The organism is Bartonella sp. DGB2 (assembly GCF_046843095.1).
GTDB lineage: Bacteria > Pseudomonadota > Alphaproteobacteria > Rhizobiales > Rhizobiaceae > Bartonella.
This window is the reverse complement of record NZ_CP177325.1, coordinates 1,179,064-1,201,681: the sequence shown is the minus strand read 5'-3', so window position 1 is coordinate 1,201,681 and position 22,618 is coordinate 1,179,064. Positions and strand designations below refer to the sequence as shown.

Here is a 22,618-nt window from a genome sequence, read left to right as displayed (position 1 = left end):
CTTATATTTGCGCAAGATCAACTTGTCATCAGCTTCTCTCTACGACTTGCTAGGTTTTTACATTTGATTTATATATTCTCAATAAGGAGATTGTATGTCTAAACCCACCAAAGAAAGAGCTGCCCCCACCACCATAGACCAATCAGAAGTTGACCAATTCTCGCGTATTGCGGCGGAATGGTGGAATCCGACAGGTAAATTCCGCCCTCTCCATAAATTCAACCCCATCCGTCTTACCTATATCATCAAAAAAATTTGCATAGCTTTTGATCGTGACCCAAAAACTTTTCAACCCTTGCGAGGCCTACGTCTTTTAGATATTGGTTGCGGCGGTGGCCTTCTTTGCGAACCCATGGCGCGACTTGGGGCTGAAATTGTGGGAGCCGATGCCTCAGCCATTAATATTGAAGTAGCTAAAAGCCATGCCCGCGATAACGGCCTGCTGATTGACTACCGTGCCACCACCGCAGAGGCGTTACAAGAAGCTGGAGAAACATTTGACGTCATTCTTAATATGGAAGTAGTTGAGCACGTAGCAGACGCTGCTTTTTTTCTCACAAAAACTGCACAAATGCTAAAACCACAAGGCCTCATGTTTGTGGCAACTCTCAACCGCACCGTCAAAGCTTGGGCTTTAGCAATTGTAGGGGTAGAATATGTCCTGCGCTGGTTACCCAAAGGCACGCATGATTACAAAAAGTTCTTACGTCCCCTTGAAATCAAGAATCACCTTCGCCAAGCAAACCTTAGTATTATTGATGAGACAGGTATGCGCTATAATCCTCTAAGGGATAATTGGCACCTATCCCCCGATATGGATGTCAATTATATGATTCTCGCCCGCCGGCTTGAGTGAAACCTAAGCAAGGCGTATTTAATTAATAATATTTTATGCTTAAAGCGTTACTATCTTACGCTACATAGGGATAACTGCAAAATAAACATAGCATCTAAATAACCCACGCACTAAACAGCGTTTAGTGTTGCTTTTCCGGCAGTCGTGGTAACGGTATAATATCCACGCCATCATCTAAAAGTGTAGCAATGTCTTGATCGCTAGCTTCCCCATAAATGCTACGCCTTTCTTTTTCGCCAAAATGCATTTGGCGTGCTTCTTCAGCAAAGCGTGCTCCTACGTAATGTGCATTTTGGTAAAAGCGGCTAATAATATCGCGCAAAGCTTTATGGCGATCTCGTTCTTTATCATTCAGTTTCAAAGTATCATCATTTTGGCCGCGCGTTACCACAGCGGGAGCCATCAAAGATTTACTAATAGAAAGCGAGCCACAAAAAGGGCATTCAATTAAGCCCGATTGGTTTTGGTGGGCAAAATCTTCATTATTACGAAACCAACCCTCAAACTCATGCTCGTGTTCACAATGGAGGCGAAAGTGGATCATTGTCTATAGGCATCCAAAAGAGGATCAAGTTTACCTTCAGCATCTAAAGCATAAAGATCATCACACCCCCCCACATGAAGGTCACCAATAAAAATTTGTGGAAATGTATTGCGACCATTAGCACGCTTCACCATTTGCGCTCGTAAATCGGTAGAGGCATCAATGTCTTCATAAACCGCCTTTTTTTTATCCAAAAGATCACGCGCCTTGATACAATAAGGGCAACCGGGGCGGGTATAAATAGTGATACTCATAATCATGTCTCCTAACAGTATACGCCTTGGTTCTTAAGGCGCCTATTTTAAACCATGAATAAGTCTTATGTCAAAGCTATAACCCTGAATATAATAGATACGCCACAAACCAAACTTTAGAACCACAGCCCCTCCTTCTTACGATAAAAGCGACCCATTCAAAAAGCCACCTTCTAAAGGGGATATAGCCTCATCAGTAAGAGCGCGAGAAAAGGTCAATACATCCACTTGCTTCACACCAGCATTCAATAAGCAATGCGCCGCCGCCGCAACCGTTGCCCCCGTAGTAAACACGTCATCAACCACTAAAACTCTACGGTCTTTTAATGCTGAATGAAAGCAAGGTGGCACATAAAAAGCACCTCTTATGTTTTGTTTTCTCTCATCAAAATTCAAACCCACTTGCGGGCGCGTATGATGTCTACGCACCAACCACTGAGGTGCAAAAATTTTGCCCTCTTTGCGAGCAATTAAACGTGCTAATTCAGCTGATTGATTATATTTACGAACCCAAAATCGGCGAAAATGAAGCGGTATAGGAATAATTATATCCGCGATTTTTAACAATTCATCGCCTGCCCTTTGCATCCATCCGGCCATTAAACGCGCCATATCAGGACGATCTGCGTATTTTAAGCTTGTTATAAGACGCCGCGCTATACCCTTATGAACCACTGCAGAACGCAACCGTTTATAAGGCGGTGGATGACGCAAAGCTTGCTTACTAAAGAGGTTCTCCCCTAAATCATAGGCAAAGGGAGTGCCCATGACTAAACAATAAGGCTTTACGATAAACTGCAAATCTTTCCAACAATCGGCGCATAAGCTATCTAGCTCTGCTACAAGGCATTGACACCCTAAACAAGTGGGCGGCAATAAAAGCCGCACGCCTCTCTTTATAACGGCCTGAAAAAATGCCCCCATAACCACGCCCCGCCGCTTTTACATAACACAGATAGCAATAGCTCTTCGTACTATCCATTAAGCAACATTTTTTGCGTCTTGCTGCAGTAAACGTTGCAACAACTGTTCAGCCTCTGTTTCCCGTTCACAATGTGTAATGAACCCACCCCCCAAAACGCGAGCACCAGCGCCATCTTGATCATATAATACACAAGCCTGCCCAGGAGCGACGCCGCTTTCACCTTCTAAAAGCTCAACAGAAAACTGCCCTGCCTCAGAGCGCAAAATCGCGGGACGAGGTGGGCGTGTCGAGCGAACTTTTGCCGCAACCTTTAGCCCGCCGTGAGGGATAGAATCATCACCTAACCAATTCATATCGCGCAAAAAAAGCTTATGAGTATGGAGCGCTTCGCGCGGCCCTACAATTACACGCCTGCCCGCCACATCAAGATGAACCACATATAAAGCATCACCTACAGCAATCCCAATGCCACGCCTTTGCCCTACCGTATAGTTCACAATACCACTATGTTGACCCAAAATACGCCCATCAATATGTACAACATCGCCTGGATTAGTGGCATCAGGTCGCAATTTGGCAATAATGTCAGAATATTTTCCCTGGGGTACAAAGCAAATATCTTGGCTATCGTGTTTATTAGCTACCGTCAAACCCATTTCTGCTGCCAAAGCGCGAACTGTAGCCTTTGGCAAATTGCCTAAAGGAAAACGCAAATAATCAATTTGCTCTTGGGTTGTAGCAAAAAGAAAATAACTCTGGTCACGGTCTTCATCAACAGGCCTAAACAAGGCACGATGCGCACCATGCTGTTGGCTACGGATATAATGGCCCGTCGCCAAAGCATCAGCACCCAATTGGCGTGCTGTCTCCAATAAATCGGCAAATTTTACAGTTTGATTACAAGCAACACAAGGGATCGGCGTCTCACCATGGGCATAGCTTTCAGCAAAAGGAGCGATAACCGCCTCATGAAAACGCGACTCATAATCCAAGACATAATGGGGGATATCTAAAGTTTCGCAAACACGTCGTGCATCTTCTATGTCTTGCCCCGCACAGCAAGCGCCTGTCCTATGCGTAGCGGCACCATGATCATAGAGCTGTAAGGTCACCCCGATAACGTCATACCCTTCCTTTTTCAAAAGCCCAGCAACAACCGAGGAGTCAACCCCACCGGACATAGCAACAACAACCCGCGTATCTGCAGGGCGTTTAGGTAGATCAAGACTATTCAGAGACATAACATACCTTTATCCATAGAGGCCAACACCCAAGCAAGGCTTTGCGCCCCGACCAACTACCATTATACCTACAGCGACCCTTTGACGCAACTCTTACGCCTCTACTCCCATGTCAAATCTATAAAATAACTTCCATCCTACACTCTTCCAGAAAAGAAAATTGAAAAACGCCCCAAAAGCAAAAAATACAAATACATAATCTGAATAATGCCTTCTATCATAGAGTTAACGCTCTTTTAATGCTTCCTTAGGCCTTTTTTAAAGCTCCTCCGCTATACTGTGAATTGGTCCTTGAAGAAAAAATATAGAGAGTGCAATGACCGAATTAATAAGACCACATACAAAATACGTTATCGGCCCCGATGGTAGCCCCCTCACTTTGAGCGATCTACCCCCCAGAACAACCCGCCGCTGGGTTATTCGCCGCAAGGCGGAAGTCGTAGCGGCTGTTCGCGGCGGCTTACTAAGCTTAGAAGAAGCCTGCCAACGCTATACTTTAACTATGGAAGAGTTTCTTTCTTGGCAAAGCTCTATTGATGAACACGGTTTAGCAGGTCTTCGAACCACGCGTATCCAACAATATCGCCATTAAAGCTTCCTTGTTGAAGAAAGGCTGTAAGGATAAGCAACATTCCATCACAAAAAGTATGAGCGGACAAAGGCTTTAATCAAATAAAACTACAGGGATAGGCAAAACAAAGCCTATCCTTGTAAAATTTAGGCGCCACCGCCTCACCGAATCCCCCTTCGGCAATGGTTTTAAGCTCGGCTCTTCAGTGCCGCTTGTGCAGCTGCCAAACGGGCAATTGGTACACGAAAGGGTGAGCAAGAGACATAATCCAATCCCCATTTTTCACATAATGCAATAGAGTCTGGATCACCGCCATGCTCCCCACAAATTCCTAATTTAAGCCCTGGTCGGCTAGCACGCCCGCGCATGCTGGCCGTACTTATCAATTCACCTACCCCCTCTGGATCAATGGACACAAAGGGATCGCGCTCCAAAAGACCTTTCTGCGCATAAATTTGCAAAAATGGTGCAGCATCATCGCGAGAAATGCCAAAAGTAGTTTGGGTTAAGTCGTTGGTTCCAAAGGAGAAAAAATCTGCAGTTTGAGCGATTTCGCCAGCCTGCAAAGCTGCGCGGGGCAATTCGATCATCGTGCCCACACGGTAATCAATCCCTACGTTTTGCTCCTTCATCACCGCAGCTGCGACCCGATCAATATGCGCTTTCACAAAATCAAGCTCTTCTTTCAAAGCTACCAAAGGCACCATAATCTCTATCTGCCCCCCCGCTTCCGCCGCATAATGTGATTCCACTGCTGCTTCAAAAATAGCCCGCGCTTGCATTTCAACAATTTCTGGATAAGTAATCGCTAACCGACAGCCACGTAGGCCTAACATAGGGTTGAATTCATGTAATTGCTGCGCTCGCATCCGTAATGCTTCATCCTTTACGCCCATAGATTGTGCAACCTGAGCAATCTCAGCGGCAGTATGAGGCAAAAACTCATGCAAAGGTGGGTCAAGAAGCCGAATCGTCACCGGCAAGCCGCGCATAATTTCAAACAGCTCAATAAAGTCAGACCGCTGCATAGGCAACAGCTTGTCTAAGGCTTTGCGTCTTCCTACTTCATCAGCGCTTAAAATCATTTCGCGCATAGCTATAATGCGATCAGAAGCAAAAAACATATGCTCTGTACGACATAAGCCGATCCCCTCAGCCCCAAAGCTACGCGCCATCCGCGCATCAGAAGGTGTTTCGGCATTACACCTTACTCTCATGCGCCGCACTGCATCAGCCCATTCCATTAATTGAGAAAAATCGCCAGAAAGTTCAGAAGGGAGCATAGCAACAGCACCTTTAAAGACTTGGCCACTGCCTCCATCAATGGTGATAATATCACCCTGAACAAATCTTTGATTTCCTGCTGTCATAAGGCCAGTTTTATAATCGATCTGCAAAGTTCCTGCCCCCGAAACGCAAGGCTTACCCATGCCACGGGCTACCACAGCAGCATGACTTGTCATGCCGCCTCGCGTGGTTAAAATACCTTCAGCAGCATGCATCCCGTGGATATCTTCGGGGCTTGTCTCAATACGAACCAAAATAACTTTGCGGCCCTCAGCTGCTGCTAATTCAGCAGCCTCAGAAGAAAAAACAACCTCTCCCACTGCTGCGCCGGGCGAAGCTGGCAAACCAGAGGCAACGAGCTGCCGCGGGGCTTTTGGATCAAGCGTTGGATGCAAAAGTTGATCAAGTGATTGCGGCTCAATCCGCTTAATCGCCTCTTCGCGGCTGATCAACCCTTCTGCCACCATGTCAATTGCCAATTTCAAAGCTGCTTTGGCAGTACGCTTTCCTGAACGCGTTTGCAGCATCCATAATTTGCCGCGCTCAATAGTAAATTCCAAATCCTGCATATCACGGTAATGCATCTCTAACTTTTTAGCAATTTGACAAAATTCGGCGAAGGCTTGCGGCATCAATTTTTCAAGAGAGGGGCGTTCTGAACCCGCAGCGAGTCGTGCTTCTTCGCTAATATTTTGCGGTGTTCGGATCCCTGCTACCACATCCTCTCCCTGTGCATTAACTAAAAACTCACCGTACAGAGAGGATTCACCCGTAGAAGGATTGCGCGTAAAGGCTACACCAGTTGCGGAATCATCGCCCATATTACCAAAAACCATTGCCTGCACATTTACCGCTGTACCCCAGCCTTCGGGTATATTATGTAAGCGCCGATAGGTGATTGCTCGCGGCGTCATCCAACTAGAAAATACCGCACCAATCGCCCCCCATAACTGATCTTCAGGATTCTGCGGGAAAGGTTTTCCCAATTCTTTTTGAACAGAGGCTTTATAAGCTACGATCACCTCTTGCCATTGTGCGGCATTAATTTCTGTATCAACTTCATAGCCGTAACGAGCTTTAGTGTCATCAAGGATTTCTTCAAAAAGGCCATGATCAACGCCCAAAACTACGTCAGAATACATTTGAATAAATCGACGATAACTATCATAAGCAAAACGCGCGTCTCTTGCTTCCAAAGCAATTGCTTTGACCGTCTCATCATTAAGACCAAGATTTAAAACCGTATCCATCATGCCAGGCATAGAGGCACGAGCCCCTGAACGGACAGAAAGCAACAATGGTTTTTGAGGGTCTCCAAAGCACCGCCCTGTCTGAGCCCCGACTACGGCCAAAGCTTCAGCCACATCCGTGCGCAATTGCGGCGGATATTGATGACCGTTTTCATAGTAAAAGGTGCAAACATCGGTCGTAATTGTAAAACCTGGTGGTACTGGCAACCCAAGGTTACTCATCTCAGCAAGGTTTGCACCCTTCCCTCCTAGAAGGTTGCGATCACTCGCCGTCCCTTCTGCCTTACCGTCTCCAAAACGATAGACCCATTTTGTCATCCCTAAAACCCTCCGCGCCGCGCTTTTACTGAATGCGTTCTCACATGCATTAAAGCATAACCTAGCATTTCATTTTCTAATATCAAACAGAATAATAAAATAGGCCGCAACAAGCGTTAGCCTACTGCGACCTAAAACTTATTGGCAAAGCGCGTTAATCAAAAAGGCTTGAAACCGATTGTTCATCAGCAATACGTGAAATTGCTTCACCGATAAGATCAGCCGTCGATAAAACGCGAATATTAGCTGCCGCTTCAATCACAGAAGTCGGCATGATCGAATCAGTAATAACCAATTCCTTTAGTTTCGACCCAGTAATACGTGCTACCGCCCCCCCTGAAAGCACCCCATGGGTGATATAGGCCGTTACACTTTGCGCCCCTTGATCCAAAAGAGCTTCAGCCGCATTGCAAAGTGTACCACCCGAATCAACAATATCATCCAGCAATAAACAATCCTTGCCCGTTACATCTCCAATCACATTCATCACTTCCGATTCGCCTGGGCGATCTCGGCGCTTATCCACAATCGCCAGAGGGCTATCAAGGCGTTTTGCCAGAGAACGCGCGCGCACCACCCCCCCAACATCAGGAGAAACAACTAAGACATTATCCAACGCATAATGATTTTTTACATCACGAGAAATGCTTGGAACGGCGTAAAGATTATCAGTAGGAATATCAAAAAAGCCTTGAATCTGCCCCGCATGCAGATCAAGCGTTAAAACACGGTTTGCGCCTGCTTCGGTAATCAAGTTCGCTACCAATTTTGCCGAAATTGGGGTACGCGGACCGGCTTTCCGGTCTTGGCGAGCGTAGCCAAAATAAGGAATCACAGCCGTAATACGACGCGCTGAAGCACGACGCAAAGCATCAATCATAATCAGCAATTCCATCAAATGATCGTTGGCAGGATACGAAGTAGATTGCAAAACAAAAACATCCTTGCCGCGGACGTTCTCCTGAAGTTCTACAAAAACTTCTTGATCGGCGAAACGCCTAACGGCTACTTCCCCTAAAGGGATACCAAGGTATTTTGCAATATCCAACGCAAGGCGAGGATTAGAATTGCCGCAAAAAAGTTTCATAGATAGGCCTCTGGAAAAATAATAAATTTTACCTGCTTTTTAGTCGCTTGTTAAGAGATTGCAAGCACGATTACATAAAATCGCCACTTTTTATCGCAATCCTAATCTGGCTTAAGCTACCCTGAGAGGTTTTTAACTTAATGATCTTTTGGCAAGGAGACATTCACAAAAGCAAGTATAGCCCCCCCCGCTCATTGCTCTTTGCATTATCTCTTTTAGGGCATCTTTTTGCTCAGACCGTTCTCTCTTTTTTGGCTTTCAATTGGCTTTTGAGCTAGCTTCGTACTAAACAAGCTTTCTTTCCCATCCAAAAGTAGCGGCATATGGCAACTGATATCAATAAGAAGGGGTGCAAGCCAAGTCTTTTCTGCCTTACTAAAATCGCCCAACACATAAGAATGCACTAGATCTTTGGTTCCAGGGTGACCGATACCTAATTTTAAACGCCTATATTGAGCGCCGCAATGTGCATCAATTGATTTAATTCCATTATGCCCTCCTGTGCCGCCCCCTCGTTTAAGACGAGTTTTGCTAGGAGCTAAATCAAGGTCATCATAGATAACAAGTAAATCTTTATTCGTAAGCTTATAAAAACGCAAAGCCTCCCCCACCGCTTGGCCAGCAAGGTTCATATAAGTTTGTGGCTTAAGGAGAAGGATTTTATGCCTCTCAATAGTACCTATAGCAATATCAGCCTGAAATTTTTTACTCCAGCCTGAAAAAGAGTAGGTGTCATAAAGAGCATTTACAGCCATAAAACCGATATTATGACGGTTGTTTTGATATTGTGGGCCGGGGTTGCCTAGACCAGCAATAAGAAACATTATACCCTCTATTATTCATTTCCTATCCCCGCATTCGTGACGGCTGGAGCGAGCCTAAAAAGATAGGCGTAAACGCGCCTATCTTTATCAAGAACAGGTTAGCCTTCTGCACCTTCTTCATTATCTTGCGCGCGCAAACCAGCAGGAGCAGCAATGGTCGCAATAGTAAAATCACGATCCTGAATAACGGGAGAAACGCCTTCAGGCAATGGCACCGCTGAAATATGAATAGAATCCCCTATTTCATAGCCCGTAAGATCAATTTCAATCGCCGCAGGAATAGCATTAGCAGGAGCAATGCATTCTACTTCATGACGCACAATATTCAAAACCCCACCACGTTTAATACCAGGAGCACTATCTTCATTCAAAAAGTGTACAGGCACATTGACATGGATAGTGGACGTCGCTGAAATGCGAAGGAAGTCCACATGGAGTGGGAAATCACGTACAGGATCAAGTTGATAATCTTTGGGTAAAACTTGAATTTTCTCGCCACCCAAATCAATGGTTGCTACCGTTGTTCGAAAGCCGCCACCGTGAATTTTATAAAAAACTTCCTTATAAGAAACGGCAATAGCAAGGGGAGGCTGCTTATCACCATATATAACAGCAGGAATAAGACCGTTGCGGCGAAGTGCACGGGAGGACCCCTTACCAACCCGTTCGCGTGCTTCGGCCTTGAGTGTGTAATGATTACTCATGGCTAAATCCTTATAATTATGGAGATACATAAAGAAGACTGCATCTAATTCATGTATATGAGGTTAAGCTTTATCACAGCGTGTAGACACGCAATCAATGGCTTATCTCATCCCGCAGTGCCTCCAAGGGTGTCTGTGCAGGTAGCCGGAAGTATAAAAGAACAGCGTATAATAAGCAAGCAATCAATATACAATTTTCGTGCTCTGATACGGGAGCGAGGAAGTGTTCTACCGTTTTTTTATGCATGATGCTACAAGCACATTAAGAATCATTAAAATTATGTTCGCTTTGCAAAGCGCGAAAACCTCACACCCGCAGCCAAAGCGGAAAGGTATAAAGGCTTTACAACGAAACAGGGAGAAAAAATGAAGGTTGAAATCGATTTGGGCGTAGTAGCGGGGCGCGGCGGCCTGCCATCAACAACCCCATCATTGGTTGACCTAGAAGAGCTATTGGCAACGCGTTTGTTAGTCCAAGGCAATTCTGGTTCAGGTAAATCACATTTATTGCGCCGTTTACTTGAACAAAGCGCTTACCTTGTGCAACAATGTGTCATCGATCCAGAGGGAGATTTTATTACTCTAGCTGATAAATTCGGCCATGTTGTTGTAGAAGCGCGGCGGAGCGAGCAAGAGTTAGTTCGGATTGCTGGACGGATTCGCCAACATCGCGTATCGGTGGTTCTTAATCTAGAAGGGTTAGACTGCGAACAGCAAATGCGTGCTGCCGCTGCCTTTTTGGGCGGCTTATTTGATGCGGAGCGCGATCATTGGTACCCACTTTTAGTGGTGGTTGACGAAGCACAGCTTTTTGCCCCAGCTATTGCCGGAGAAGTCAGTGATGAAGCCCGCAAGCTTTCGCTAGGAGCTATGACAAATCTTATGTGCCGAGGCCGCAAAAGAGGGCTAGCTGGGGTCATAGCTACGCAACGGTTAGCAAAATTAGCCAAAAATGTGGCTGCAGAAGCTTCCAACTTTTTAATGGGTCGCACATTCTTAGATATTGATATGGCGCGGGCTGCTGACCTTTTAGGTATGGATCGTCGCCAAGCTGAAATATTTCGTGATCTTGAACGCGGTCATTTTGTAGCTCTGGGCCCTGCTCTTTCTCGCCGTCCGCTACCAGTAATCATTGGTGCAGTGGAAACATCTGCTCGGTCAACTAGCCCCAAGCTCATGCCCTTACCACAAGAACGCGAAAATGCCCACGCCCTTGTTTTTACCCCTGCTGCAACGGAAATCGCTGCAAGCGTTCGCCGACATACACCACCGCCACCACCTAAACCCACCCAAGAAATCTTGGCTGATGTGGTACGTCAAAAACAACGTCAAGAACAAGAAGCAGCTACAGGAATAGAGGATGATATAACCTTGTTCCCCGAGATTGTCGCTCAAGAGCGTGAAGCCCAGTTGCAAAGCGTGATGCGTGAAATCGTTGATGATCCAGAAGCATCTTATCGGTCAATCGCTGTGCTTTATCAAGATTTTTTGGTACGCTGTCGTATCCATCGAATTAAAGGTAACCCACTTAACCTTGCCCAATTTCGCCGCCGCCTTGCGGTGGCTCAGGCTGCAATTGATGAAGAAAATGCATCTAGCGAAGTATGGCAAAAGGCGCTTTCTCTTTCCGAAAGCTTAAGTGATGATGTACAAGGCGTTTTTTTGCACGTAGCCCAAGCGGCAATTACAGGGCGCCCCTGCCCAGATGATGCGCACCTTGCGCGCCTTTATGGCACCCATTCTTTAAGCCGCGCCCGCCGGCTATTAAGCTATTTCGAAGAACGTGGATTGCTAATCATACGGGAAGATTTCACTGGTAAACGTATCGCCATTTTTCCTGACCTTGGTTGTGAAACGGCGCCTGCTCAACCAATAGAAATTGAAGATTCTGGCGCTTCTGCGAGTATTCAAGCATTACCCAACGTTTCGAAAAGACTATAACGCAAAGCGTTCTCTGCACTAATCTTTGTAGTAGCAACCAAATGAAACGCTTGATAATAACTTTCACAAACGCCAACTGCATTATCAATTAATTGTTCAATTTGCTGCTGCGAAGGGTATAGGCCACCTGTCAATAAGAGCGCCTGCCGATAAACTACCACATTTGTTTGGGTCCAATAATCAAAATGCCCCATTAGGAGCTTTTCATTGATCAATAGCAAAAGACGATTCATCTCGCCCTCATCCCCTTCCGAAACAGAAAGCTCAAAAGCACAACCTAAATGCAAAGCCTCTTGCGCATCCATCCACAAAAAGGATAACTGATAATCTGTCTGGTCGCCTTCAACACACAAGCTGATTTCATCTTCTGCGTGGCGCTCAAACAACCAATCATGGTCATTAATAATCTGCTCAATTAAATCAACAGGATGTATATCCCGCGTAGTGGCAACAAAGGCCAAATCCATTCTTACTTTCCCCAATACATCCGAGTAAACCTCACATCCATCCCCCCTAGAAACATAGTCTGCTCTTATCCACGATCTACGTACCAGCCTATCCTTGTTGCTCTCATGCTACCCCACATATTATTAGACTAAGGCCAAATCGGTTTCTGCAATGCGTTTTGTAAACACTTCACATAAAGCGCTGAGGTACCTATGATTTATTAAACTCGCCAACGAAGTAAATTCCTTCAAACCGACTTAATCGTTTTCGTGAAGAAAAATCTTTTGCTCAAGCACTGCCAAGCGGTCTTTAAGGACAACATTTTCTTCATAAAGCTTTTCGACCATATCCTTAATCACTTCGAATTCTTCACGTCGCACCACATCCAAACGATTAAGCAACTGTTCTGCTTGGCTACGAAAAGCCGTCTCTACTTCACGCCCCACGCCTTGGGCAAAACCAGTTGCATCCATCATCAATTTTGCCATTTCATCAAGAAGACGGTTTTTTCCATCGCTCATTGCTCTTGTATCCTTCAAAAACATCTACAACCCTTAATATAAGGCTGTTAAGATTTACAGCAAATATTAGCAAAAAAAAGACTCCTCCACAGATTTATTTGCGCAAAATTTAGATTTTTGCCATACTAATAGTAACCAAGCGGAGACCCCGCTAACTGCCCTTCCAACCCTACACTGGATACTCATGCTTACTTGCCCTGCCATTTCCTTTCCTGACTTTATTGACCCAGTTATTTTTCATCTAGGCCCTATCGCCATACATTGGTATGGAGTGGGCTATATAGCAGGAATCCTATTTGCTTGGTGGTATAGTAGTAAGCTTTTAGGCAAACTACAGTTATGGCCCAACAACACGCCCCCTATGTCAACAAAACTCTTAGGCGATTTCGTAACATGGGCGGCGCTTGGTGTGGTTATTGGAGGCCGTTTAGGCCAAGTCTTGATGTGGAGTCCTTCCTATTACTTTCAACACCCTTTCAAAATTTTTGCAATCTGGGATGGCGGCATGTCTTTCCACGGGGGGCTTGTGGGTACCATTATTGCTATGGTCCTCTTCGCCCGTAAACACCGCATTCCTATTTGGGCTATGTTTGATACTATCGCCGCTGGCGTCCCAGTAGGGCTTGGAATTGTCCGACTATGTAATTTTATCAACCAAGAATTATGGGGCAATGTGACCTATAATATACCTTGGGCCATTTGCTACCCACGCGATCCTCTCTACCTACCGCGCCACCCAAGTCAGCTTTATGAAGCAGGGCTGGAAGGGTTAGGACTTTTTACCCTCTTAGCAATTGCTATATTTATTTTTAAAGCACTAAAATATCGCGGGCTCGTAGCAGGACTTTTTGTCTTTTTTTATGCCGCCGCACGCACGGCTACAGAAGCGTTTCGCGCACCAATGGAAGATCCTATTTGGTTTCGCACCCTCTTTCCACACGGTACCTTTACCTACGGCATGGCGCTTTCTTTGCCGCTCTTTATCATCGGCCTTTATGCCTTTGTCCAAGCTACACGTTTTAAGTCAAAATAGCTATGTGCCGCCTTAAAAACCACCTAAAGACGCTCATCCAACTCAATGGCCCCATCAAAGTCAGTACCTATATGCATATAGCGCTACAAGACCCAAAAGATGGCTATTATCAGACTAAACTACCTTTTGGACAAAAAGGTGATTTTATTACCGCGCCCGAAATCAGTCAGCTATTTGGAGAAATTATTGGTGTCTTTCTGCTGAAGAATTGGCAAAGCCAAAAGCCAAAAGCCCCCCTCTCCCTCGCTGAAATAGGCCCTGGTCGTGGCACGCTAATGCAAGATATTTTGCGCACTATCAAAACCTTAGATCCCAACACCTTTGCTAATATGCAAGCATTTTTGCTTGAAACAAGCCCCCGGCTCATCGCTGAACAAAAGACATGCCTTGCCCCCTTTGGTGAAAAAGTCCAATGGATGAACGATTTTGCACAGCTCCCGCCCGTACCATTACAGCTTGTCGCTAATGAACTCTTTGATGCTTTAGCAATCGACCAATACATAAAAATCAAGGACCAATGGTTTGAACGCCTTATAGGTCTTAGCGACGAAGGCAATTTCTGCTTTTGCCTAAGCCCCGCCCACCTTCCAGTCGTAAATGATGCCAACGCCCTAGCCACGCTACCCTCAGAAACAATTTTAGAAATATCTCCCATTCGCCAACAATTAATGGAAAAAATTAGCCTTCATATAATGCAACAAGGGGGCACAGCAGTTCTTATCGATTATGGCGAATACCACACCAAAAGCCAGCGAGCAACGGGCGACACATTACAAGCCCTTTCGCACCATAAACCACAAGATATTTTTGTCGCTCCAGGCGTACATGACTTAACAAGCCATGTGGATTTTACCAGCCTTTGCGCTATTGCCCAGCAAACAGGTTGCCGTACAAAACTCCTCCAACAAGGGGATTTTCTTATCAAAATGGGGCTTTTAGAACGGGCGGGCGCCTTAGGTCATGGAAAAAGCATAAAAGTGCAGAATCAGATTTCCTCCGCCGTTGAACGTCTGGCCGCCCCCAGCCAAATGGGCGCTTTGTTTAAAGTGCTTATCATAAGCCAAACAACCATCGCGCCACTATAAAATACGGCTGCTTCATTTCATTCAGGTTCCATTCAGCTTCGAAAGTGTACAACGCTCCCAACGAATCTAAAGGAGCTTACCGTGAAGAAATTAGCACGTATCATCATTTCATCTACTCTTATTTCGGTCACGAGCTTTATGCCTGTAATACAAGCACAAGCATCAGATTTTGACCGTATCTGGAGCGATATGCAACGCCGCCACCTAGGGGCTCTTCAAGGCCATGCACCTAAAGGCGTCCATGTTGAGCGACACCATTATGAACGCCATGACCACCACCATCACCATCATCATGAGCGGCGCGTAGAACGACGCGTTGAGCGCCGCATAGAAACTAAAACCAATACAAATGGCGAGGCTATCGCTGCTGGCTTCTTGGGTCTAGCCGCAGGCGCTCTCCTGAGTAATGCTTTTAAACCAACCCAGCAAACGCAAGTAATCTATCCCACACCGCCCGCCTATGGCTATGCCGCTCCCGCACGCATAGCACCGCCTACTATCTACCCTCCAGCACCTGTAGCTGTACAAGCTCAGCCATGGACACCTGCTTGGTATAACTATTGCAATAAAAGATACCGGTCCTTCAACCCAAAAACTGGTACCTTCCGCGGCTATAATGGGAAAGATTACTTCTGTGTTGCGCCTTAAATTCTAAGACGCGCTCACCGCAGCGCGTCTTTAACTTTTATAAATCTTGCAAAAAGGGGTTAGTGCGCCGTTCAACACCCAAATAGCTTGCTGGGCCATGACCGCATAAAAAACCAACCTCATCCCCCAAAGGCAAAATTTTATTGCGCAGAGAGTCCATCAGATCTTCCGGCACACTATAAGGGAAATCGCTTCGACCGATTGAACCATGAAATAAAACATCGCCCAAAAGCGCTAAATGGGCTTGTTGATTATAAAAGCCTACATGTCCAGGCGTATGACCAGGAAGATGTAGCACTTGAAAAAGATGGCCAGCGCACTCTACAGCATCGCCTTGGGATAACCACTCATCCGGCATACAATCGCGTGCTGGGGGGAATCCATAAGCTGCAGCTTGGGCACACAAATTGCCCAAAAGCGGCTGGTCATCATAATGGGGGCCGATAATAGGTACCTTTAGCGCTTCTTTGGCCTCCATAGCACCACCCGCATGGTCAATATGCCCATGGGTTAGCCAAATTGCTTCCACTTCTAAACCAAGATGTTCAATCGCTACAGCAATTTTTGGCCAATCTCCACCCGGGTCGACCACAACGCCTCGCTTGTTCTCATTATCAAAAAGCAAAACGCAATTTTGCTCAAACGCCGTAACTGGAATAATATGCGCATTTAAATCACCCATTTTTACCTCATCACCATTTGATCACGCTTTCACCGCGTTTATTATTGTATATAGTAGCTTTTGAAATTTCATAACTAGAAAGCACTTCATATCTGATACCACAATGAAAACACAGACGCCTCCCCCCGCCGATGACGCTCCGCACCTCCTTATTGTTGATGATGACACGCCGATTCGCACTCTTTTATCACAATTTCTCCAACAAAATGGCTTTCGCGTATCTGTAGCGGCTAATGCCGACAAAGCGCGGCGCGCCTTGGCACAGTTTGATTTTGACTTGCTCATTATTGATATCATGATGCCCGGAGAAAGTGGCATCAGCCTCACCCGTACTTTGCGGCAAAGCAAAGATGTGCCGATTCTAATGTTAACCGCCCTTTCGGAAATTGGCAGCCGACTCGAAGGATTAGAAGCAGGAGCCGATGACTATTTGTCTAAACCCTTTGATCCGCGTGAACTTCTCTTGCGTTGCCATGCTATTTTGCGCCGCCAAGCGCCCGCCCCCAGCCATAAGGTCGATCAAGTAATTTTTGGTCCTTACCATTTTTCCATTTCAAAGCGTGAATTAAAAAAAGCAGGGCAAATCGTGCACCTAACCGAACGTGAGCAAGAAATCCTTATGCTCTTTAGCGAAAGGATGGGACAAACTATTCCCCGCCATGAATTAATTATTGGCGTAGGCGATATTAGCGAGCGGACAATTGATGTCCAGATCAATCGCCTACGCCGCAAAATCGAAGATGACCCAGCCAATCCGCTCTGGATTCAGACTGTGCGGGGCATTGGCTACAAATTATCAGTTGAGCACTAATGCAGAGAATTGGCAAGCATATCGCCCAATGGCTAGCCCAAAAAATGCCCAAGCGCCTTTATGCGCGTTCGCTCATCATCATTATTGCACCTATGGTCTTATTACAATCGGTAATTGGTTATGTCTTTATGGAGCGCCATTGGCAAATGGTGACCGAGCGGCTTTCAACCGCTGTGGTGCATGATATAGCAGCTCTTATTGATATAATTGAAACTTATAAAGAAGAAGACCACCCAGAAAAAATCATCCGCATCGCTCAAACGCGTATGGGATTAAATATCTCACTTTTGCCGCCTGGCCCCCTGCCACCGCCAGGACCAAAGCCATTTTTTGCTATCCTTGACTATTTCCTAAGCGAAGAGATCACACGTCAAATTGATCGTCCCTTTTGGATTGATACCGTGGGCGATTCAGATCTTGTCGAAATTCGTATACGGTTAGATCACCACGTCTTACGTGTCTTCGCTATGCGCAGCCAAGCTTACGCTTCTAATACGAGTATTTTTTTAAGCTGGATGGTAGGCACAGCGCTCGTTTTACTTATCATCGCCATTTACTTCTTGCGCAATCAGATCCAACCCATACAACAACTAGCCGCTGCCGCTGAAAGCTTTGGACGGGGGCTTCCACTCCCACAGGGCTTTCAACCCCAGGGAGCAGAAGAAGTACGCCGCGCTGGCCATGCCTTTTTGCTTATGCGTGAACGGATAGAGCGGCAGATAGAACAGCGCACCATGATGCTTTCAGGTGTTAGCCATGATTTACGCACAATCCTCACTCGCTTCAAATTACAATTAGCACTTAACCAAGAGCGCTTTGACACAAGCCCGCTCGAACAAGACATTACTGCCATGCAAGACATGCTTGAAGGATATCTTGCTTTTGCGCGTGGTGAAAATTTTGAAGACGTAGGCCCGCTAGATCTCAAAGCCCTTTGTGAGAAATTAGTCGCCACCGCCGCTTTGGTTTCGTGCCATTTTACCTATGCAATCCACGGGTCACCCCTTTTAACGGTGCGACCACAAGCTTTTGAACGCTTGATCACCAACCTGGTTTCCAATGCTTTACGATATGGCAAAAACATAACACTTAATTTGTATTATGAAACAGATCTCGTTAAAATCATTATTGAAGATGACGGCCCTGGCATATCAGAAGAATGGCACGAAGACGTATTCAAACCCTTTTTTAGACTTGATGAATCCCGTAATCAAGATGCAAGCGGCACGGGACTAGGCTTATCTATTGCTCAAGATATCGCCCGTAGTCACGCAGGGCAGATTTACCTTAGCCGAAGCAGCATGGGCGGCCTATGTGCTACAGTAGAAATCCCCCGCTAAGCGTTTTATAAATAGCACGCCCATCCCCCCTGACCAAACGCAAATACACACACCATAATCTAAGGTGTTTATAGCCTTACAAAACATACTATAAATAAACCCATACATATTTATAATAAAATTAACACCCTTAAATATATGTAATATAATATATTAAGGGTGTATAAAAAATTACTTTACATAATTTCTTATTTCTATATTATAGAACCAATGGTAGGTTAGAAATAACAGACATGATGTCGTCTACCATTTGCTGCTAAGAACAGCATGTCCCCTATGTTTAAGATAATTTTCAATTTTGAAAGGGACAAAAAATGAGTTCAAGCCTATTAACCAATACATCCGCCATGACTGCGTTACAAACATTACGCAGCATTAATAATAACCTCGACGCAACGCAAGACCGCGTCTCGACGGGACTCCGGATAAACAAAGCGGCCGATAACACCGCCTATTGGGCAATTTCCTCTATTATGAAGCACGATAGCGGAATGATTAATGCCGTAGTTGACAACATCAACTTGGGAAAAAGCCAAATCGACACAGCTTCCACCGCAATAGACAGTACCAAAGATGCTTTGAATGATATTCAAAAATCCATGGTGAGCACCCATGAGAAGAGCGATAGCGATATCAATAAAATTAAAGATAATATTGAAGGCAACCTAAAAAACATTGAAAATGCCATTCAAAGCGCTTCTCTGGGCGAAAAAAACATACTCTCTAATGGTGGACAGAAACTGAAAATAGCCGCTAGCTATCGCCGAGAAGGCGCCCAAGTCTATGTTGACCTAATCGAAGTCGGCGGTTCTGATCTCAATTTTGGCACCATGAAAAATGGCCATATAGACATGAAAGAGGGCATCCTCAAAGGGATTTTTGGCGAAAGTACAGGCAAAGCCGCAGAGTTGATTAAGGATTTTAAAAGCGCCAAAGGGGCCTATGACGATTTGGTAAAAAAGTATGAGGCCGCCAAAAAGCAATATGATCTCAATCCTAGCGATGACACTGCAAAGACAAGTATGGAGCAGGCTAAAAAGGATATGGAAGACAGTGCCAGTGCCACGGGCGGTGCTGACGGGAAAGAGGGGGGCGCCTGGTATCAGGCTCAAAAAGCACTTGTCACAACCCTTAATAGCTTGGCCACTGACTCTACGAAGAGCATAGATGGCCTCTCCTTGCGTGATTTCCTAGATTTGACCAACATTGGTGGATTAGACGCCGATGCTCAAAATGCTCTTATAGGCGCAATCGAAAACACTGTGAAAGACTCTCTACAAGCGGTTCTCGCAGCGGGCGCTAGTTTGGGATCAGTCACGAACCAAATAAAGAATCAATTAAACTTTGTTAATGCCTTAAAGGATAATATTGATAAAAGCGTGGGTGCTTTGGTTGACGCTGATATGAATGCCGAGTCCGCACGACTGTCTGCATTACAAGTACAGCAACAATTGGCAATCCAATCCTTATCAATTGCCAACCAAAGCACTCAAGGTATCCTCGCACTCTTCCGCCATTAAATCGCGGTCTATCAATAAACCAATTGAAAGGCTGGGCAATATTAAAGCCCAGCCTTTTTTATGGTGCTTGCATAATTCATTGATAATAGAGCGCAATTTTTTGCCCCGCTATGGTCTCAACTTTGATCTCCATCCCATAAATATCATACAAAACAGCAGGCGTAATGATCTCACTTGGCAGGCCATAATAGCATAGCCTACCGTCCTTCAAAGCAATAATACGGTCAGAATAACAGGATGCAAAATTAATATCATGCATCACCATAAGGATAGTTTTTCCCAGCTCATCAGCAGTGCGCCGCAATTGTTTCATCATTGCCACCGAATGCTTCATATCAAGATTATTTAACGGCTCATCCAATAAAACATAGTCTGTATCCTGACAGACTACCATCGCTACAAAAGCCCTCTGCCTCTGACCACCAGAAAGCTCGTCGATAAAACGATCCTCTAACGCCTCAAGATCAAGATAGCGTAAAGCGCTATCAATATATTTCTTATCATGATCGTTCAACCTGCCTTTGGAGTAAGGATAGCGGCCGAAACTGATCAAATCACGCACGCTGAGTCGCATGGAAAGATGATTATCCTGCCGCAAAATCGATAATTTTTTGGCTAAGATAGAGCTATTTGTGCTAAAAATATCCAGCCCGTCCACGCTAATCTTTCCAAAGTCACATTTTGTCATCCGACTTATTATTGTTAACAAAGTGGATTTTCCTGCGCCATTTGAGCCGATAATTGAAACAATGCCACCTTTATCAATGCGAAGAGACAATTGATCCAGCACCTTTTGCTGACCATATGTTTTGGAAATCTCATCAATTTCAATCATAAAAGACGACCACGCATAACCAATATAAGGAATACCAACCCGCCCAAAAACTCTATAATAAAGCTCAAACGCGTTGTAAGATTGAAAACTTGTTCTAAAATAAATTGCCCACCAACAAGAAAAACAATAGCCCATAGAATGGAAAGGGGGATCAAAAATATATATTGGCTTTTAGGTGTCACTTGATAAGCCAAGCTTACTACCAGCAGTCCAAAAAAGCTAATCGGCCCTACCAAAGCGGTTGAAACAGCCACTAAAACAGCCACTAACGTCAAAATTTTTGTCACTTCCCTTTGATAATCCACACCAAGACTAACGGCCAACTCGCGCCCTAATGCCAAAACATCAAAAACAGTGCGCATACGCCAACCAAAATACGAAACAACCAAAGTCACAAAAATAGAAAAACCCAATAGATCCTTATTATATTTGTTGAAATTGGCGAACATAGCATCCGTCAAAGTGATCACCTGATCAGGATTGAGTTGCAATTGCAAAAACATACGCAAACTAAAAAAAAGACCCCCAAACGCAACACCTACTAGCAAAGTTAAATGTAACCCCTTTATCGTTCCCCCAAACAACCAACGAAACAGACTTACTGAAAAGCCCACTAATAAAGTAGCCTCAATCACAAACTTCGCCTCATCGCCCATCCATGGCAAAGAAAACGAACTAAAACTATACAAAATCATCGCTTGGATCAAAATATATAGTTGATCAAACCCCAAAATCGAAGGAGTCAGAAGCCGGTTATTAGATACTATCTGAAATAAAAAAGTCGATACCGAAACCGTATAGGCCATCAATAATAAAGTACATAATTTGCTAAAACGATAAGGAAACACCACAGCGTTAATATTCCAAACTATATAAAGAACGATCACAGCCAAAGCCGTTACTGATAGAAGCAACGGCATCGCCTTTCGCCAATCAGCCAAGCCGACCCCTCCTATAAATTAGTAGCCCAATAAACAAGCTGCTTCCCACCACGCCCATCATAGTAGCAAGCGGGATTTCAAACGCTGGACTAATCAACCGCCCAAACACATCACAAAACAAAACCAAAAGCGCTCCTCCCATTGTTACCCAAGGCAAATTGTGACGCAAATTATCTCCCACCAGTAACGAAACAATATTAGGCACCACAAGCCCAACAAAAGGAATCCGCCCCACGGTAGAAACCACAACCGCCGTGATCAATGCCACTATGAACAAACCAAGAAACATTAATTTGCGATAATCCAAACCAAGATTATGAGCAAAGCCCTCACCAAGTCCGGTTACTGTAAAGCGGTTTGCTAAGAGATAGGCACAAAAACACAAAGGAAAAACTAAAAATAAAAGTTCATATTTCCCTTCAATAATCATTGAAAAACTAGCAAATAAATAAGCTTGTAGTGAAGGCAAAAGCAAATAATAATCAGCAATTGCGTTAGTAAAAGCGCCAACGATATAGCCAAGCATAATCCCTATAAGCGGCACAACTAACGCAGATTTTAGTGTCATCATCCGCAAAAGTCCCATAAAAACTAGGGCGCCCATAAAGGCGAAAGAAGCAGAAATCAATATTTTTACAATAATAGGCAAAGACGGCGCAAAAATCATCACAAACAATATGCCAAGTGAGGCAAATTCTACTGTCCCTGATGTGGCAGGCTCAACAAAACGATTACGCGCCAACATTTGCATAATTGTACCCGCCAAAGCTAAAGCGCCGCCCACTAAAATAAGTGCAAAAGTACGCGGCAGCCGCGTTTGTGATAGCACTAGCCATGCATGGGCATCACCTGCCCACAACCGCGCTAAACTAAGCGATGAAAAACCCACAAAAAGACTCACCACCACCATGACAACCAAAAAAAGGAGCATAAAATAATAATAACGCATCATG

The 22,618-nt window shown here is 45.0% G+C and carries 23 protein-coding genes; 9 read left to right on the top strand and 14 right to left on the bottom strand.

Annotated features, from left to right (window positions below; genetic code table 11):
• Nucleotides 1-94 precede the first annotated feature (94 nt).
• The gene (gene ubiG / locus ACK28X_RS06545) at nucleotides 95-856 is read left to right on the top strand and encodes a bifunctional 2-polyprenyl-6-hydroxyphenol methylase/3-demethylubiquinol 3-O-methyltransferase UbiG (RefSeq protein ID WP_412057607.1); all 762 of its coding nucleotides are present in this window, start codon (nucleotides 95-97) and stop codon (nucleotides 854-856) included.
• A 121-nt stretch (nucleotides 857-977) separates the two neighbouring features.
• On the opposite strand, the gene ACK28X_RS06540 is transcribed toward ubiG, so the two are convergent.
• From ACK28X_RS06540 to mnmA, 4 genes are all read right to left on the bottom strand, one after another.
• Nucleotides 978-1,400, bottom strand: a complete 423-nt coding sequence (locus ACK28X_RS06540) for a DUF1178 family protein (RefSeq protein ID WP_412057606.1) — start codon at nucleotides 1,398-1,400, stop codon at nucleotides 978-980.
• The gene (gene grxC / locus ACK28X_RS06535; protein WP_412057605.1) at nucleotides 1,397-1,660 is read right to left on the bottom strand and encodes a glutaredoxin 3; all 264 of its coding nucleotides are present in this window, start codon (nucleotides 1,658-1,660) and stop codon (nucleotides 1,397-1,399) included. The genes ACK28X_RS06540 and grxC overlap by 4 nt, the downstream gene beginning before the upstream one ends.
• Nucleotides 1,661-1,792: 132 nt before the next feature.
• Nucleotides 1,793-2,578, bottom strand: a complete 786-nt coding sequence (locus ACK28X_RS06530; protein ID WP_412057604.1) for a ComF family protein — start codon at nucleotides 2,576-2,578, stop codon at nucleotides 1,793-1,795.
• A 57-nt stretch (nucleotides 2,579-2,635) separates the two neighbouring features.
• Complete coding sequence (gene mnmA, locus ACK28X_RS06525; RefSeq protein WP_412057603.1) at nucleotides 2,636-3,820, bottom strand: tRNA 2-thiouridine(34) synthase MnmA; 1,185 nt, start codon at nucleotides 3,818-3,820, stop codon at nucleotides 2,636-2,638.
• Nucleotides 3,821-4,136: 316 nt separating this feature from the next.
• Between mnmA and ACK28X_RS06520 the strand changes: the two genes are divergently transcribed.
• Nucleotides 4,137-4,412, top strand: a complete 276-nt coding sequence (locus ACK28X_RS06520; RefSeq protein ID WP_412057602.1) for a DUF1153 domain-containing protein — start codon at nucleotides 4,137-4,139, stop codon at nucleotides 4,410-4,412.
• A 167-nt stretch (nucleotides 4,413-4,579) separates the two neighbouring features.
• On the opposite strand, the gene ppdK is transcribed toward ACK28X_RS06520, so the two are convergent.
• The 4 genes from ppdK to ACK28X_RS06500 all read right to left on the bottom strand — a co-directional run bounded on the left by ppdK (nucleotide 4,580) and on the right by ACK28X_RS06500 (nucleotide 9,861).
• Nucleotides 4,580-7,246: a pyruvate, phosphate dikinase gene (gene ppdK / locus ACK28X_RS06515; RefSeq protein WP_412057601.1), complete on the bottom strand. Its 2,667-nt coding sequence runs from the start codon at nucleotides 7,244-7,246 to the stop codon at nucleotides 4,580-4,582.
• Nucleotides 7,247-7,400: 154 nt separating this feature from the next.
• Nucleotides 7,401-8,333: a ribose-phosphate pyrophosphokinase gene (locus ACK28X_RS06510; protein ID WP_412057600.1), complete on the bottom strand. Its 933-nt coding sequence runs from the start codon at nucleotides 8,331-8,333 to the stop codon at nucleotides 7,401-7,403.
• A gap of 215 nt (nucleotides 8,334-8,548) precedes the next feature.
• On the bottom strand, nucleotides 8,549-9,157 hold the full coding sequence (gene pth / locus ACK28X_RS06505; RefSeq protein ID WP_412057599.1) for an aminoacyl-tRNA hydrolase: 609 nt from the start codon (nucleotides 9,155-9,157) through the stop codon (nucleotides 8,549-8,551).
• 98 nt (nucleotides 9,158-9,255) lie between these two features.
• The gene (locus ACK28X_RS06500; protein WP_412057598.1) at nucleotides 9,256-9,861 is read right to left on the bottom strand and encodes a 50S ribosomal protein L25/general stress protein Ctc; all 606 of its coding nucleotides are present in this window, start codon (nucleotides 9,859-9,861) and stop codon (nucleotides 9,256-9,258) included.
• Nucleotides 9,862-10,227: 366 nt separating this feature from the next.
• Here ACK28X_RS06500 and ACK28X_RS06495 point away from each other — a divergent pair, with 366 nt between their 5' ends.
• Nucleotides 10,228-11,802 (top strand): helicase HerA domain-containing protein, encoded by a 1,575-nt coding sequence (locus ACK28X_RS06495; RefSeq protein ID WP_412057597.1) that lies wholly within the window; start codon nucleotides 10,228-10,230, stop codon nucleotides 11,800-11,802.
• On the opposite strand, the gene ACK28X_RS06490 is transcribed toward ACK28X_RS06495, so the two are convergent.
• Together ACK28X_RS06490 and ACK28X_RS06485 are read right to left on the bottom strand one after the other, a co-directional pair.
• Nucleotides 11,769-12,269 (bottom strand): YbjN domain-containing protein, encoded by a 501-nt coding sequence (locus ACK28X_RS06490; RefSeq protein ID WP_412057596.1) that lies wholly within the window; start codon nucleotides 12,267-12,269, stop codon nucleotides 11,769-11,771. The genes ACK28X_RS06495 and ACK28X_RS06490 overlap by 34 nt on opposite strands.
• Before the next feature lie 237 nt (nucleotides 12,270-12,506).
• Nucleotides 12,507-12,770 carry an accessory factor UbiK family protein gene (locus tag ACK28X_RS06485; RefSeq protein WP_412057595.1) on the bottom strand — a complete coding sequence of 88 codons (264 nt, stop codon included), beginning with the start codon at nucleotides 12,768-12,770 and terminating at the stop codon, nucleotides 12,507-12,509.
• Nucleotides 12,771-12,954: 184 nt separating this feature from the next.
• Here ACK28X_RS06485 and lgt point away from each other — a divergent pair, with 184 nt between their 5' ends.
• The 3 genes from lgt (at nucleotide 12,955) to ACK28X_RS06470 (ending at nucleotide 15,536) form a co-directional block, all read left to right on the top strand.
• The gene (lgt, locus tag ACK28X_RS06480) at nucleotides 12,955-13,803 is read left to right on the top strand and encodes a prolipoprotein diacylglyceryl transferase (protein WP_412057594.1); all 849 of its coding nucleotides are present in this window, start codon (nucleotides 12,955-12,957) and stop codon (nucleotides 13,801-13,803) included.
• A 2-nt stretch (nucleotides 13,804-13,805) separates the two neighbouring features.
• Complete coding sequence (locus ACK28X_RS06475) at nucleotides 13,806-14,888, top strand: class I SAM-dependent methyltransferase (RefSeq protein WP_412057593.1); 1,083 nt, start codon at nucleotides 13,806-13,808, stop codon at nucleotides 14,886-14,888.
• Nucleotides 14,889-14,969: 81 nt separating this feature from the next.
• On the top strand, nucleotides 14,970-15,536 hold the full coding sequence (locus ACK28X_RS06470) for a BA14K family protein (protein WP_412057592.1): 567 nt from the start codon (nucleotides 14,970-14,972) through the stop codon (nucleotides 15,534-15,536).
• Between the two features lie 37 nt (nucleotides 15,537-15,573).
• Here ACK28X_RS06470 and ACK28X_RS06465 read toward each other — a convergent pair whose 3' ends face one another.
• Nucleotides 15,574-16,218 (bottom strand): MBL fold metallo-hydrolase, encoded by a 645-nt coding sequence (locus tag ACK28X_RS06465; RefSeq protein WP_412057591.1) that lies wholly within the window; start codon nucleotides 16,216-16,218, stop codon nucleotides 15,574-15,576.
• A gap of 103 nt (nucleotides 16,219-16,321) precedes the next feature.
• On the opposite strand from ACK28X_RS06465, the gene ACK28X_RS06460 reads away from it, so the two are divergent.
• The 3 genes from ACK28X_RS06460 to ACK28X_RS06450 all read left to right on the top strand — a co-directional run bounded on the left by ACK28X_RS06460 (nucleotide 16,322) and on the right by ACK28X_RS06450 (nucleotide 19,889).
• The gene (locus ACK28X_RS06460; RefSeq protein ID WP_412057590.1) at nucleotides 16,322-17,029 is read left to right on the top strand and encodes a response regulator; all 708 of its coding nucleotides are present in this window, start codon (nucleotides 16,322-16,324) and stop codon (nucleotides 17,027-17,029) included.
• Complete coding sequence (locus ACK28X_RS06455; protein ID WP_412057589.1) at nucleotides 17,029-18,369, top strand: ATP-binding protein; 1,341 nt, start codon at nucleotides 17,029-17,031, stop codon at nucleotides 18,367-18,369. The genes ACK28X_RS06460 and ACK28X_RS06455 overlap by 1 nt, the downstream gene beginning before the upstream one ends.
• Nucleotides 18,370-18,683: 314 nt before the next feature.
• Nucleotides 18,684-19,889 carry a flagellin gene (locus ACK28X_RS06450; RefSeq protein WP_412057588.1) on the top strand — a complete coding sequence of 402 codons (1,206 nt, stop codon included), beginning with the start codon at nucleotides 18,684-18,686 and terminating at the stop codon, nucleotides 19,887-19,889.
• A gap of 76 nt (nucleotides 19,890-19,965) precedes the next feature.
• Here ACK28X_RS06450 and ACK28X_RS06445 read toward each other — a convergent pair whose 3' ends face one another.
• From ACK28X_RS06445 to ACK28X_RS06435, 3 genes are read right to left on the bottom strand one after another with little or no spacing between them, the layout of a single operon-like run.
• A complete protein-coding gene (locus ACK28X_RS06445) occupies nucleotides 19,966-20,724 on the bottom strand; it encodes an ABC transporter ATP-binding protein (protein ID WP_412057587.1) in 759 nt (252 codons plus the stop codon).
• Nucleotides 20,721-21,644 (bottom strand): iron chelate uptake ABC transporter family permease subunit, encoded by a 924-nt coding sequence (locus tag ACK28X_RS06440; RefSeq protein WP_412058307.1) that lies wholly within the window; start codon nucleotides 21,642-21,644, stop codon nucleotides 20,721-20,723. Before ACK28X_RS06440 ends, ACK28X_RS06445 begins: the two co-directional genes overlap by 4 nt.
• Before the next feature lie 13 nt (nucleotides 21,645-21,657).
• A complete protein-coding gene (locus tag ACK28X_RS06435; protein WP_412058306.1) occupies nucleotides 21,658-22,614 on the bottom strand; it encodes an ABC transporter permease in 957 nt (318 codons plus the stop codon).
• Nucleotides 22,615-22,618: the final 4 nt, after the last annotated feature.